The sequence below is a fragment of the Sphingopyxis sp. 22461 genome (assembly GCF_052044915.1).
Taxonomy (GTDB): domain Bacteria; phylum Pseudomonadota; class Alphaproteobacteria; order Sphingomonadales; family Sphingomonadaceae; genus Sphingopyxis.
In genome coordinates this window covers 62930-76060 of record NZ_JBQENY010000004.1, presented here as the reverse complement: position 1 = coordinate 76060, position 13131 = coordinate 62930, and the positions used below count along the sequence as shown (strand labels likewise).

General features: G+C 65.4%; 12 protein-coding genes. 11 read left to right on the top strand and 1 reads right to left on the bottom strand.

Annotation, left to right across the window (positions count from 1 at the left end):
* Positions 1-28 precede the first annotated feature (28 nt).
* From mdh to ACTJI5_RS07670, 8 genes are all read left to right on the top strand, one after another.
* Positions 29-991 (top strand): malate dehydrogenase, encoded by a 963-nt coding sequence (mdh, locus tag ACTJI5_RS07705; RefSeq protein ID WP_440859881.1) that lies wholly within the window; start codon positions 29-31, stop codon positions 989-991.
* 123 nt (positions 992-1114) lie between these two features.
* A complete protein-coding gene (gene sucD, locus ACTJI5_RS07700) occupies positions 1115-2005 on the top strand; it encodes a succinate--CoA ligase subunit alpha (RefSeq protein WP_037517798.1) in 891 nt (296 codons plus the stop codon).
* A gap of 68 nt (positions 2006-2073) precedes the next feature.
* Complete coding sequence (locus ACTJI5_RS07695) at positions 2074-2364, top strand: GIY-YIG nuclease family protein (RefSeq protein ID WP_405053425.1); 291 nt, start codon at positions 2074-2076, stop codon at positions 2362-2364.
* 82 nt (positions 2365-2446) lie between these two features.
* Positions 2447-5269, top strand: a complete 2823-nt coding sequence (locus ACTJI5_RS07690) for a 2-oxoglutarate dehydrogenase E1 component (protein ID WP_058536921.1) — start codon at positions 2447-2449, stop codon at positions 5267-5269.
* A gap of 21 nt (positions 5270-5290) precedes the next feature.
* Positions 5291-6532: a 2-oxoglutarate dehydrogenase complex dihydrolipoyllysine-residue succinyltransferase gene (gene odhB, locus ACTJI5_RS07685; RefSeq protein ID WP_440859880.1), complete on the top strand. Its 1242-nt coding sequence runs from the start codon at positions 5291-5293 to the stop codon at positions 6530-6532.
* Positions 6533-6539: 7 nt separating this feature from the next.
* Entirely contained in the window at positions 6540-6854 is a 315-nt protein-coding gene (locus ACTJI5_RS07680; RefSeq protein WP_310310738.1) for a hypothetical protein, read from the top strand.
* Positions 6855-6904: 50 nt separating this feature from the next.
* Complete coding sequence (gene lpdA, locus ACTJI5_RS07675; protein WP_440859879.1) at positions 6905-8302, top strand: dihydrolipoyl dehydrogenase; 1398 nt, start codon at positions 6905-6907, stop codon at positions 8300-8302.
* Between the two features lie 24 nt (positions 8303-8326).
* Positions 8327-9664: an amidohydrolase gene (locus ACTJI5_RS07670; protein ID WP_440859878.1), complete on the top strand. Its 1338-nt coding sequence runs from the start codon at positions 8327-8329 to the stop codon at positions 9662-9664.
* 5 nt (positions 9665-9669) lie between these two features.
* On the opposite strand, the gene ACTJI5_RS07665 is transcribed toward ACTJI5_RS07670, so the two are convergent.
* Complete coding sequence (locus ACTJI5_RS07665; RefSeq protein ID WP_440859877.1) at positions 9670-10131, bottom strand: GFA family protein; 462 nt, start codon at positions 10129-10131, stop codon at positions 9670-9672.
* 53 nt (positions 10132-10184) lie between these two features.
* Between ACTJI5_RS07665 and ACTJI5_RS07660 the strand changes: the two genes are divergently transcribed.
* The 3 genes from ACTJI5_RS07660 to ACTJI5_RS07650 all read left to right on the top strand — a co-directional run bounded on the left by ACTJI5_RS07660 (position 10185) and on the right by ACTJI5_RS07650 (position 13113).
* Positions 10185-10805 (top strand): trimeric intracellular cation channel family protein, encoded by a 621-nt coding sequence (locus ACTJI5_RS07660; protein ID WP_058536915.1) that lies wholly within the window; start codon positions 10185-10187, stop codon positions 10803-10805.
* A 105-nt stretch (positions 10806-10910) separates the two neighbouring features.
* Positions 10911-12185: an oxygenase MpaB family protein gene (locus ACTJI5_RS07655; protein WP_440859876.1), complete on the top strand. Its 1275-nt coding sequence runs from the start codon at positions 10911-10913 to the stop codon at positions 12183-12185.
* 25 nt (positions 12186-12210) lie between these two features.
* Positions 12211-13113 carry an alpha/beta fold hydrolase gene (locus ACTJI5_RS07650; RefSeq protein WP_440859875.1) on the top strand — a complete coding sequence of 301 codons (903 nt, stop codon included), beginning with the start codon at positions 12211-12213 and terminating at the stop codon, positions 13111-13113.
* The last annotated feature ends 18 nt before the right edge of the window (positions 13114-13131 follow it).

Sequence of the window (13131 nt, the reverse complement as noted above, 5' to 3'; positions counted from 1 at the left end):
GCTTGCCAGGAAGGGAGTGCCGCGCGCCATGGGACGCAAGAAGATCGCTTTGATCGGAGCCGGAAATATCGGCGGAACGTTGGCGCTGCTCGCCGCGCAGAAGGAACTCGGCGACGTCGTCCTGTTCGACGTCGTCGAAGGCGTGCCGCAGGGCAAGGCGCTCGACCTGTCGCAGGTCGGCCCGATTGCGGGCTTTGACGCGAAGATCACCGGCACGAACGACTATGCCGACATCGCCGGCGCCGACGTCATCATCGTCACCGCCGGTGTCGCCCGCAAACCGGGCATGAGCCGCGACGATCTGCTCGGCATCAATCTGAAAGTGATGAAGGCCGTCGGCGAAGGCATCAAGGCCAACGCCCCCGACGCCTTTGTTATCTGCATCACCAACCCGCTCGACGCGATGGTGTGGGCGCTGCGCGAATTCTCAGGGCTCCCGCACAATAAGGTCGTCGGCATGGCCGGCGTCCTCGATTCGGCGCGCTTCAGCCACTTCATCGCCGACGAATTCGACGTGTCGGTGAAGGATGTGAACACCTTCGTGCTCGGCGGTCATGGCGACACGATGGTTCCCGTCGTGCGTTATTCGACCATCAACGGCATCCCCGTTCCCGATCTCGTCAAGATGGGCCTGTCGAGCCAGGACAAGATCGACGCGATCGTCAAGCGCACCCGCGGCGGCGGCGGCGAGATCGTCGCGCTGCTCGGCACCGGTTCGGCTTTCTATGCCCCCGCAGCCTCGGGCATCGCGATGGCCGAAGCCTATCTGGGCGACCAGAAGCGCATCCTGCCCTGTGCCGCTTATGTCGACGGCCAATATGGCCTCGACGGCCTGTACGTCGGCGTGCCGGTGCTGATCGGCGCGGGCGGCGTCGAGAAGATCGTCGAGATCGAGCTCGACGATGAAGACAAGTCGGGCCTGCAGGTCTCGGTCGACGCGGTCAAGGAATTGCTCGACGCGTGCAAGGCGCTGGATCCCAGCCTCGCTTAATATCCGTGCCCCTGCGAAGGCAGGGGCCCATCACCTGCGCTCGAAAGATCGGGCGGTGGGTGGCCGATACAATTGGAGATGGGCCCCTGCCTTCGCAGGGGCACGAGAAACGGAACGAAATTCATGAGCATTCTCATCGACAAGAATACCAAGGTCATCACGCAAGGGATGACCGGTGCTACCGGCACCTTCCACACCGAACAGGCGCTCGCCTATGGCACGCAGATGGTCGGCGGCGTGACGCCGGGCAAGGGCGGCACGACGCACATCGGCCTGCCGAACTTCAACACCGTTGAAGAAGCCAAGGCCGCGACCGGCGCGACCGCGAGCTGCATCTACGTGCCGCCGCCGTTCGCCGCCGACTCGATCCTCGAGGCGATCGACGCCGAGATGGAGCTGATCGTCTGCATCACCGAAGGCATTCCGGTGCTCGACATGGTCAAGGTGAAGCGCGCGCTGTCGGGCTCGAAGTCGCGCCTGATCGGCCCGAACTGCCCCGGCGTGCTGACCCCCGGCGAGTGCAAGATCGGCATCATGCCCGGCAGCATCTTCTCGAAGGGCAGCGTCGGCGTCGTCTCGCGCTCGGGCACGCTCACCTATGAAGCGGTGTTCCAGACCACCAACGTCGGGCTGGGTCAGACGACCGCGGTCGGCATCGGCGGGGATCCCGTCAACGGCACCAACTTCATCGACGTGCTCGAACTCTTCCTCGCCGACGAAGCGACCAAGTCGATCATCATGATCGGCGAAATCGGCGGCGACGCCGAGGAACAGGCGGCGCAGTTCCTGATCGACGAAGCGAAGCGCGGCCGCAAAAAGCCGATGGCCGGCTTCATCGCGGGCCGCACCGCGCCTCCGGGCCGCCGCATGGGCCACGCCGGCGCGATCGTGTCGGGCGGCAAGGGCGACGCCGAAAGCAAGATCGCGGCGATGGAAGCCGCCGGCATCAAGGTGTCGGCAAGCCCGTCGGAACTCGGCTCGACCCTCGCCGAAGTGCTGAAGGAACGCGTGTAATTCAGATCGCGCCGCTCTTTCATCGTGCCCCTGCGAAGGCAGGGGCCCATCTCCTGCCCGGGCGATGAATGAAGAGCGGCGCAGTCTATATCATGGCGAACCGCAAGAACGGCGCCATCTATACCGGATCGACATCGAAACTGGTGCAGCGGGTTTATCAGCACCGCACGATGTTGATCGAGGGTTTTACGAAGACCCATGGCTGTGTGCTTCTGGTGTGGTTTGAAGCGCATGAGGATTTGCAGGAAGCGCGAAGACGCGAACTGCAGATCAAGCGATGGAAACGAAGTTGGAAGGTGCGGATGATCGAGGAAACAAATCCCGATTGGCGGGATTTGTGGTTCGAGATTCAGGGCTGATGAAAATCTGCTCCGTCGGCACCATGTTTAGGCCCCAGGAGATGGGCCCCTGCCTTCGCAGGGGCACTGCGAGTTTAAGACTATGAACCTCGAACGACAAAGCTTCGACATCGACGAGCCGCAGGCCGGCCCGAGCTGGGCGCCGAAGAACTGGCCCCAGATCGACAGCGATGACCTGACCGCCGCGCTCGACCCGCAGCAGATGCAGGTCGCGGTAAAGGCCGCCGCCGCCAAGGCGGGCGCCGCACTGTCGAACGCCGAAGTCGAACGCGCGGCGGACGATTCGATCCGTGCGATGATGCTGATCCGCACCTATCGCGTGCGCGGGCATCTTGCCGCCAATCTCGATCCGCTCGGCCTCAGCCAGCGCGAGTTGCCCGCCGATTTGACGCCCGAATATCACGGCTTCGTCGGCGCCGACCTCGATCGTCCAGTTTACATCGGCGGAACGCTCGGCCTCGAAAAGGCGACGATTCGCGAGATCGTTGCGATCCTGCGCGCCAATTATTGCGGCAATGTCGGCCTTGAATATATGCACATCGCCGACATCGAGGAGCGCCAGTTCCTGCAGGAACGCATGGAAGGCGCCGACAAGATCATCGAATTTTCGGTCGAGGGCAAACGCGCCATCCTGAGCAAGGTGATCCAGGCCGAGGAGTGGGAGAAATTCCTCGCGCGCAAATATGTCGGCACCAAGCGCTTCGGCCTCGACGGCGGCGAGAGCATGATCCCCGCGATGGAAGCCATCATCAAATATGGCGCCCAATATGGCGTGCGCGAGATCGTCTATGGCATGGCGCACCGCGGGCGGCTCAACATGCTCGCGAACGTCATGGCGAAGCCGTATCAGGTGATCTTCCACGAATTCGCCGGCGGATCGGCGAACCCCGACGACATCGGCGGTTCGGGCGACGTCAAATATCACCTCGGCACCTCGACCGACCGCGAGTTCGGCGGCGCGTCGGTGCATATGTCGCTCGTCCCCAACCCCTCGCACCTCGAAGCGGCCGACCCGGTGGTGCTCGGCAAGGTGCGCGCGCAGCAGGTCGTGCGCGACGACCTTGCCAAACATGAGCAGGTGCTGCCCGTGCTGATCCACGGCGACGCGGCGTTCGCGGGGCAGGGGATCGTCTGGGAATGCCTCGGCTTCTCGGGCATCCGCGGCTACAACACCGGCGGCTGTATCCACTTCATCGTCAACAACCAGATCGGCTTCACGACCAGCCCGCAATTCGCGCGCTCGTCGCCCTATCCGTCGGACGTCGCGAAGGGCGTGATGGCGCCGATCCTGCACGTCAATGGCGACGATCCAGAGGCGGTGACCTTTGCGTGCAAGCTCGCGATCGATTTCCGCCAGCAGTTCAAGCGCGACGTCGTGATCGACATGTGGTGCTATCGCCGCTTTGGCCACAACGAGGGCGACGAGCCGTCGTTCACACAGCCGCTGATGTACGCCGTCATTCGCCAGCATCCGCCCGTGTCGCAGCTTTGCGCCGCGAAACTGGAGGCCGAAGGCGTGGTCGATGCGGGCTGGGCCGATGCCCGGCGCGCCGAATTCGTCGCGCGGCTCGAAGAGGATTTCGAAGCGGCGAAGAGCTACAAGCCCAACAAGGCCGACTGGTTCGCGGGCCGCTGGTCGGGGCTGCACGCCCCCGCCGATCCCGAAAACGCGCGCCGCAACATCGCGACGGGCGTGTCGGACAAATTGTTCGATTCGATCGGCCGCACGCTGACGACGATCCCCGACGACGTCGAGGTCCACAAGACGCTGCGCCGCGTGATCGATGCGCGCGGCGCGATGTTCGCGGACAAGAGCGACGGCGAAGTGTTCGACTGGGCGACCGCCGAGAGCCTCGCTTTCGGGACGCTGCTCAGTGAAGGCTATCAGGTCCGCCTGTCGGGTCAGGATTCGGGGCGCGGCACGTTCAGCCAGCGCCACGCCGTCTGGATCGATCAGAAGACCGAAGCCCGATATGTCCCGCTGACGACCGTGCCGCACGGCCGGTTCGAGGTGCTCGACAGCCCGCTCTCCGAATATGGCGTGCTCGGCTTCGAATATGGCTATGCGATGGCCGATCCGAAGAGCCTCGTGCTCTGGGAAGCGCAGTTCGGCGATTTCGCCAATGGCGCGCAGATCATGATCGACCAGTTTATCGCGTCGGGCGAAGCCAAGTGGCTGCGCGCCAACGGGCTCGTGATGCTGCTGCCGCACGGTTACGAAGGGCAGGGGCCCGAGCATAGCTCGGCGCGCCTCGAGCGCTTCCTGCAACTGTGCGCGGGCGACAATATCCAGGTGTGCAATATTTCGACCCCGTCGAACTATTTCCACGTCCTGCGCCGCCAGATGCTGCGCCCGTTCCGCAAGCCGATGATCATCATGACGCCGAAGTCGCTGCTTCGCCACAAGCTCGCGGTGTCGCAGCGTTCGGACTTCATCGGCGACGCGCATTTCCGCCGCCTGATGTCGGACCGTACGCCGCCGGCGGACAAGGACGTCAAGCGCGTCGTGCTCTGCTCGGGCAAGGTCGGTTACGACCTGATGGAAGCGCGCGATGCCGCGGGCCTCACCGACACGACGGTCGTTCGCGTCGAGCAGATCTATCCCTTCCCGGGTGAGCCGCTCGCGGTTCGCCTGAAGCGGATGCCGAACCTCGAAGAGGTGGTCTGGGCGCAGGAAGAGCCGCGCAACAACGGCGCATGGTTCTTCGTCAACGAACTGATCGAAGAGGCGCTGACCGATGCCGGCAAGAAGGGCATGCGGCCGCGTTACGCGGGCCGCGCCGCCGCGGCGTCGCCCGCGACAGGCCTGATGAGCCGCCACCAGACCGAACAGTCGGCGCTTGTCGCTGACGCGCTCGGCCTGTCGGTTCGCGCCGAAATCCGCCGTACGAAGAACAAAGCTTAAGCCCCCCAAGGAACTGCACCTATGAGCACCGAAGTCAAAGTCCCCACGCTGGGCGAAAGCGTTACCGAAGCGACGATCGGCGAATGGCTGAAGAAGCCCGGCGACGCCGTTGCGCTCGACGAGCCCATCGCGAGCCTCGAGACCGACAAGGTCGCGGTCGAAGTGCCGTCACCCGTCGCGGGCGTGATGGGCCAGCAACTCGCCGCGGTCGGCGACACGGTCAATGTCGGCGCAGCGATCGCGACGATCGAGGCTGGTGGTGCTGCTGCCGCTCCGGCACCCGCCGCTGCCCCGGCACCCGCGCCTGCCAAAGCTGAAGCCGCCGCGCCGGCTCCCGCGGCATCGGCAGCCCCGGCTGCCGATGGCGTCGACACCGTCACCACCATGTCGCCCGCGGTGCGCCGCCTCGTGCTCGAACATGGCGTCGACCCGACGAAGATTCAGGGCAGCGGCAAGGATGGCCGTCTGACCAAGGAAGATGTGCTCGCCGCCGCGAACAACGCGCCGGCTGCTGCCCCGGCCCCGGCTGCTGCCGCCGCGCCCGTCGCCACCGGCACCCCGGGCCGCCACGAAGAGCGTGTCAAGATGACGCGCATGCGCCAGACGATCGCCAAGCGGCTGAAGGCGGCGCAGGATACCGCCGCGATGCTGACGACGTTCAACGACGTCGACATGTCGGCGGTGATGGCGACGCGCGACAAATATCGCGAAAGCTTCGAAAAGAAGCATGGCGTGCGCTTGGGCTTTATGAGCTTCTTCACCAAGGCGGTGGCGCTCGCCGCGTATGACATTCCGGCGGTCAACGCGCGCATCGACGGCGACGAGATCGTTTATCACGACTATCTCGACGTCTCGGTCGCGGTCAGCGCGCCGAACGGCCTTGTCGTTCCCGTCGTGCGCAACGCCGACAGCCTGTCGTTCGCCGACATCGAGAAAGCGATCGCCGACCTCGGCAAGCGCGCCAAGGAAGGCACGCTGACGATGGACGACATGACCGGCGGCACCTTCACCATCTCGAACGGCGGCGTGTTCGGCGGCCTGATGTCGACCCCGATCATCAACCCGCCGCAGTCGGCGGTGCTCGGCCTCCACCGCATCGAGGATCGCCCGGTCGTGCGCAACGGCGAGATCGTGATCCGCCCGATGATGTATCTTGCGATGAGCTATGATCATCGCCTGATCGACGGCCGCGAGGCGGTGACCTTCCTGAAGACGATCAAGGAAGCGATCGAGGATCCGACGCGCCTGCTGATCGACCTTTGATCCGATGATGGCGCTCCCCCTCCGCGCGATTCTGTTCGTCGCTGCCGCTGCCGCCCTGGCGGGCTGCAGCGAAGGCGAAAGCCGCATGGCGAAGGGACTCGAAGAGGGCCTGAGGACCAGCTTCGTCGAAAGCTTCGGCGAAACGTGCCGCGCCACGGCCGAGGGCGGCGGCGCGGCGGCGGGCCTCGCTGCCGAGGTCTGCAAATGCGCGGCCGGCGAATTGATCAAGAAATATCGCGCATCGGAACTGATCGGCCTGTCGCCCGAAATGGCGGCACCGGTTATGAAGTCATGCGCTGCGAAATCCGGGCTGCCCGTTTGAGCGGATTCGCTCGTTGACGGTGCCAGGCAGAAAATTGAGGTAGATTGAACATGGCTGATTACGACTACGACGTCCTTGTCATCGGTTCGGGCCCCGGCGGTTATGTCGCGGCGATCCGCGCGGCGCAGCTGGGCCTGAAGACCGCGTGCGCCGAAGGGCGCGAGACGCTGGGCGGCACCTGCCTCAACGTCGGCTGCATCCCGTCGAAGGCGATGCTCCACGCGTCGGAATATTTCGAGGCGGCCGCCGGCGGCGCGATGGCGGCGATGGGCATCAAAGTGAAGCCCGAGCTCGACCTCCCCGTGATGCACGGTCAACGCAAGGATGCGGTCAAGGGCCTGACCGGCGGCATCGAATTCCTGTTCAAGAAGAACAAGATCGACTGGCTGAAGGGCTATGCCCAGTTCACGTCGAAGGACAGCGTCGAAGTTGCGGGCAAGACGTACCGCGCGAAGAACATCATCATCGCCACCGGCTCGTCGGTGACCCCGCTTCCGGGCGTCGACGTCGATAACGACAAGCAGATCATCGTCGATTCGACCGGCGCGCTCGAACTCGCGAAGGTTCCGGGTCACATGGTCGTGATCGGCGGCGGCGTGATCGGGCTCGAACTCGGCAGCGTGTGGCGCCGCCTCGGCGCCAAGGTCACCGTCGTCGAATTCCTCGACCAGATCCTGCCCGGCATGGACGGCGACGTCCGCAAGGACGCGAACAAGATCCTCAAGAAGCAGGGCATGGAATTCAAGCTCAAGACCAAGGTCACCAAGGCCGACGTCAAGGGCAAGAAGGCGGTGCTGACACTCGAGCCCGCGGCCGGCGGCGACGCTGAAACGCTCGAAGCCGATGTCGTGCTCGTGTCGATCGGTCGCCGTCCGAATACCGACGGCCTCGGTCTCGACAAGGCGGGCCTCGCGGTCAACCAGCGCGGCCAGATCGAAACCGACCATGATTTTTCGACGCTGGTCCCCGGCATCTGGGCGATCGGCGACGTCATTCCTGGCCCGATGCTCGCGCACAAGGCCGAGGACGAAGGCATCGCCTGCGCCGAGAATATCGCCGGACTGACCGGCATCGTGAACCACGACGTCATCCCGTCGGTCGTCTACACCTGGCCCGAAATCGCCGGCGTCGGCCTGACCGAAGAGCAGGCGAAGGAAAAGGGTGAGGTCAAGGTCGGCAAGTTCCCGATGATGGCGAACAGCCGTGCCAAGACCAACCACGAGCCCGACGGCTTCGTGAAGGTGATCGCTGACGCGAAGAGCGACCGCGTGCTCGGCGTGTGGTGCATCGCCAGCGTCGCCGGCACGATGATCGCACAGGCCGCGCAGGCGATGGAATTCGGCGCGACGTCCGAAGATATCGCCTACACGTGCCACGCGCATCCGACGCATAGCGAGGCGATCAAGGAAGCCGCGATGGCGGTGACGGGCAAGCCGATCCACATCTGACAAAATATAATGGGGGAGAGAAACATGGCGAAGCATTGGCTCTGGGCAGGGGCTTCGCTGGCTCTCTCCCTCACCGCGACCGGAGCCGAGGCGGCGCCCGACCTCAATGCCGCCAATGCGCGGCTGACCGCGCTGCTCGACAAAAATTACCCGGCGCTCGATGCGCTCTACAAGGATCTGCACCAGAATCCCGAACTCGGGCTGCAGGAGGTCCGCACCGCGGGCATCCTCGCGCAGCATCTGCGCAAGGCGGGTTTCACCGTGACCGAGAAGGTGGGCGGCACCGGCGTCGTCGGCGTGCTGAAGAATGGCGAAGGCCCCACCATCCTCATCCGCGCCGACATGGACGCGCTGCCGATGGAGGAAAAGACGGGGCTCGCCTGGTCGAGCAAGGCGCGCGCGACCTATGAAGGCAAGGATGTGCCCGTGATGCACGCGTGCGGGCACGACACGCATGTCGCCTATCTGGTCGGCGTCGCGCAGGCGCTCGCCGCAATGCGCGATAGCTGGTCGGGCACGGTGGTGCTGATCGGCCAGCCCGCCGAAGAGATTTTGAAGGGCGCGAAGGCGATGCTCGACGACGGGCTGCTGACGCGTTTCCCGAAACCCGATTATGGCTTCGCCGCACATGTTCTGAACGGCCCCACCGGCACGGTCGCGATCAAGGCGGGCACCGCCTTCTCCGCCTCCGACAGCTATTCGATCACCTTCCACGGCCGCGGCGGGCATGGTTCGATGCCATCGATGGCGCTCGACCCGATCCCGATCGCGGCGCGCTTCGTTACCGATGTGCAGACGGTGATCAGCCGCGAGAAGGATCCGGGTGCCTTCGGCGTGCTGACGATCGGTGCGATCAACGCGGGCAGCGCGCCCAACATCATCCCCGACAGCGCCGAGGTGAAGGTCAACATCCGCTCGCTGACCCCCGAGGTGCGCCAGCTGCTGCGTTCGGGCGCCGAGCGCTCGGCGAAGGCGGCGGCGATGATGGGCAACGCGCCCGAACCGACGATCACCTATCTGACCGGCACCGCGAGCCTGGTGAACAATGAATCGATGGCGGCGAACGGATTTGCAACGTTGAAGCCGGTGTTCGGCGAGCGCCTGCTCTTCGCGCCGGCGAGCGCCGCGCCGGTGTCGGCGAGCGAGGATTATTCGGAGTTCGTCGACGCGGGCATCCCGTCGCTCTATTTCGCGATCGGCGGCTATGACCCTGCGGTGCTTGCCGACCTGAAGGCGAAGGGGCAGCCGGTGCCGACGAACCACTCGCCCTTCTTCGCGCCGAAAGCCGAACCGGTGATCCGGAACGCGGTGGCGGCGATCGTGCTGTCGGTCATCGGTGGTGTGCGCCCCGACGCGAAATAGGGCTTTCAGCGAGCCATCATCGCCTGCCACCGGCGCTGTGCGTCGGCGCTCCACACGTGCTCGGGTGACGGGTAGAAATCTGCAAAAACCTTGGCGTCGCCGGGCAGGACGACCCACGGCTGTTTGCTGCGCGTGAAGATATGCACATCGGGCGGACATTGGTCGGGGTCGTCGAGCGTGCCGACCCGGACAAAGGAAGAGCGGCGGCCCGCGCTGGGATAATGGCTCCAAAGCGCGATCCGGCAGGTCGGGCAGCGGACGATCTCCTGCCCCCGGCCGCTTTCCGACGGGGTCATGACATAATCGACTATCCCTTCGGCCTCGACGCGCTCGCTCTCGATCACGGCGTTGATGACGAAGGCGCTGCCGGTCTCGCGCTGGCACCAGCGGCAATGGCAGCAGTGGACGATCATCGGTGCCGCGGTCAGCCGGTAACGAACCGCGCCGCACGTGCATCTGCCTTCCATGACTGCCTCCTCTCCATTGTGCCGTATCGCGCGCGATGATAGCCCGGCGCGCGATGGATACACAAACGCTCGTCCGCCTGCTCGACCTCGTCGGCATCGGCGTCTTCGCGCTGTCGGGCGCGCTCATGGCGGTGCGGCTGCGCCAGACGCTGGTAACCGCCGCCTTCTTCGCACTGGTGACCGGCGTCGGCGGCGGCAGCGTGCGCGACCTGCTGATCGGTGCGCCGGTGTTCTGGGTGCAGGATGGCGCGATCGCGGCGGTGTGCATTGCGATTGCGATGGTCGTCTGGCTCACCCCCGAACGCTGGTGGCAAGGGCAATTGCTCGAATGGGCCGACGCCGTGGGGCTGGCCGCCTATGCGGTGTTCGGCACCGCGAAGGCGCTGGCGTGGGGCGTCCCGCCTGTTCCGGCGCTGATGATGGGGGTGATCACCGGCTGCGTCGGCGGCACGATCCGCGATATCCTGGCCGGCGTGCCATCGATTATCATGCGGCCCGAAGTCTATGTGACCGCGGCGGCGCTCGCGTCGGGCCTGTTCCTCCTGCTGCAATGGCTGGGGACGGGGACGGCGGTCGCGGCAGTCGCGGGCGCGGTCGCGGGCTTCATCCTGCGCGGCGCGGCGATCCGCTGGTCGCTCGCGCTTCCGGCCTATCGCGATCCCAAAGGCGGATAGGCCAAAATCAGTTAGGCTTGCCAAATCGCGAAACTCTGTCAGTTTCGGCTTATGAACAGTGATGTCAGCACCATCGCCCGCCGGGTGCGGGGCCAGGCGGACGCCTTGCCCGAGCTGTTCGGCCGTTTCGATTTCGACAAGGCGCCCGAACGCTGGGCGCCCGAGGCCGACGCCGTCAGCGAACTCAGCCGCGTCCGCAGCATCGACCGCGCGGCCTATCTGGACGATCCCGAGCTGCTCGGCCGCATTCGCGAATATACAATGCTCGGCGACCGGACGGGCGACGCTTATGCCGCGCTGATGCCAAGCCTCGGGTTCCAGCAGACCGTCGCGATGCTGGTCGAGGCGTGCGACAAGGGGATCGAGGCGGTTCCCGAAGCGCCGCCCGAACTCGCCGCGCTGATCCGCGAGATGGAGCAGAAGCCCGATTGGCTTGACATGACATTGGTCGAAGAAGGCGCCGCCTATGAACGCAATGCGACCGCGAACCTGTCGCCCTTTCTGATCCGCGGCGCGTTCATCGCGACCTTCCTCAACAAATATTCGGCGCTGCCGATGGCGCTGACCGGCACGCTGGGACAGGCGACCGCGGCGCGGCGGGTGAAGGAAACCGCGACCTTCTTTGCCACCACCGCGCTCCCCGGCGCGCTCGATCGCTTCGGGCCGGGGTTCAAGGCGGCGGCGATGGTGCGGCTTATGCACTCGATGGTGCGCGTCAACGTGCTGTCGCGGCCCGGCATGTGGGACACCGAAACCTATGGCATGCCGATCCCGCAGCTCGACCAGATGCCCGCGGGGCTGATCCCGGTCTATTTTCTGTCGCAGGAGGTGCTCGCGAAGGGCCGCACGACCTTCACCCGGCTCGAACGCGGCCGCGTCGAACTGGCGCGTTATCGCTGCTATCTGCTCGGGCTGCCCGAGGATTTGCTCGCCGACACGCCGCAAGAGATCGTCCGCATCTGGCGCACGCGCAGCGCGACCTTGCGCTACGAATATGACGACCAGGTCTGCGGCGGGTTGCTGCGCGCGACGATGGATGCCGAGCTGTCGAAGGACAGGTCGCCGAAGGGGCTGGTGAAGCGCCGCCTCGAATATTCGGTCAGCCGCGTCTTTTTCGTGAAAGCCTTCCTCGCCGGCGACGAGGCGCGCGCGGCGAATGTCGGCGTGCCGGTGAAGCGCCGCGATCACCTGATCTATGGCGCGACGATGCTCGGCATTGCGGGGCGCATGGCGGCGTATCGCGTCGCCTCGCGCCTGCCGGTGCTCCGCCACCTGGCCGACCGCCGTCTTGTGCGCCGGATCGAGCGCCAGCTCGACGGCTATGGGCGCGCCGAATTCACGTCGAACGCGGCAAATTACAAGCCCGCCACGGCGGGTTGATCCATTTTCCAGCCAAGGGATTTTCATGCAGACCGAGCAAGCGACCGTCAACGGCATCAGCATCACCTATGAGGACAAGGGACCGAAGGACGCGCCCGCGATCCTGCTGGTGATGGGGCTGGGCGGGCAATTGACGCTGTGGCCCGACGAGTTTGTCGATGCGCTGAACGACCGCGGCTTTCGCACGATCCGTTATGACAATCGCGACGTCGGGCTGTCGACGCGCTTCGAGGCGGCCGGCGTGCCGAACGTCAAATGGATGATCGTCAAATCGGTGATCGGGCTGCCGATCCAGCCCGCCTACACGCTGGCCGACATGGCCGCGGACGGCATTGGGCTGCTCGACCATTTGGGGATTAAGCGCGCCCATGTCGTCGGCGTGTCGATGGGCGGCATGATTTCGCAGCATATCGCGGCGCGCTATCCGGATCGCGTGCTGTCGCTGACCTCGGTGATGTCGACCACGGGCAACCGCCGCCTGCCGCGCGCGCAGAAGGAAGCGATGCAGGTGCTCGCGAACCGCCCGATGAACGGCGACAAGGAGGCGCTGATCGCCTACTCGGTCAACGCCGCGCGCGTGATCGGCAGCCCCGGCTATCCCGCGACCGAAGAACGGCTCCAGCGCCGGGTTCGCGCCGACTTCGAGCGCGGCTGGTATCCGCAGGGTGTTGCGCGGCAAATGGCGGCGATTGTCGCCGATGGCGACCGGCGTCCGATTCTGAAAGACATCAAGGCGCCGACGCTCGTCATCCATGGCGAGGATGATCCGCTCGTGCCGCTCCCCGGCGGGCGCGACACCGCGGAGAATATCGCGGGGGCGCGGCTGCTGACGATCCCCGGCATGGGCCACGACCTGCCGCTCGGGCTGGTCGAAACGATGGCCGATGCGATTTCGGAACACGCGAAGGAAGTTGCCGTAACGGCGTAGTTCTCCCCTCCCATTTAT

Excerpts from the sequence above, each read along its gene's own strand:
- mdh (WP_440859881.1), top strand. The coding sequence starts at position 29 with ATGGGACGCAAGAAGATCGCTTTGATCGGAGCCGGAAATATCGGCGGA.
- sucD (WP_037517798.1), top strand. The coding sequence starts at position 1,115 with ATGAGCATTCTCATCGACAAGAATACCAAGGTCATCACGCAAGGGATG.
- ACTJI5_RS07695 (WP_405053425.1), top strand. The coding sequence starts at position 2,074 with ATGAAGAGCGGCGCAGTCTATATCATGGCGAACCGCAAGAACGGCGCC.
- ACTJI5_RS07690 (WP_058536921.1), top strand. The coding sequence starts at position 2,447 with ATGAACCTCGAACGACAAAGCTTCGACATCGACGAGCCGCAGGCCGGC.
- odhB (WP_440859880.1), top strand. The coding sequence starts at position 5,291 with ATGAGCACCGAAGTCAAAGTCCCCACGCTGGGCGAAAGCGTTACCGAA.
- ACTJI5_RS07680 (WP_310310738.1), top strand. The coding sequence starts at position 6,540 with ATGGCGCTCCCCCTCCGCGCGATTCTGTTCGTCGCTGCCGCTGCCGCC.
- lpdA (WP_440859879.1), top strand. The coding sequence starts at position 6,905 with ATGGCTGATTACGACTACGACGTCCTTGTCATCGGTTCGGGCCCCGGC.
- ACTJI5_RS07670 (WP_440859878.1), top strand. The coding sequence starts at position 8,327 with ATGGCGAAGCATTGGCTCTGGGCAGGGGCTTCGCTGGCTCTCTCCCTC.
- ACTJI5_RS07665 (WP_440859877.1), bottom strand. The coding sequence starts at position 10,131 with ATGGAAGGCAGATGCACGTGCGGCGCGGTTCGTTACCGGCTGACCGCG.
- ACTJI5_RS07660 (WP_058536915.1), top strand. The coding sequence starts at position 10,185 with ATGGATACACAAACGCTCGTCCGCCTGCTCGACCTCGTCGGCATCGGC.
- ACTJI5_RS07650 (WP_440859875.1), top strand. The coding sequence starts at position 12,211 with ATGCAGACCGAGCAAGCGACCGTCAACGGCATCAGCATCACCTATGAG.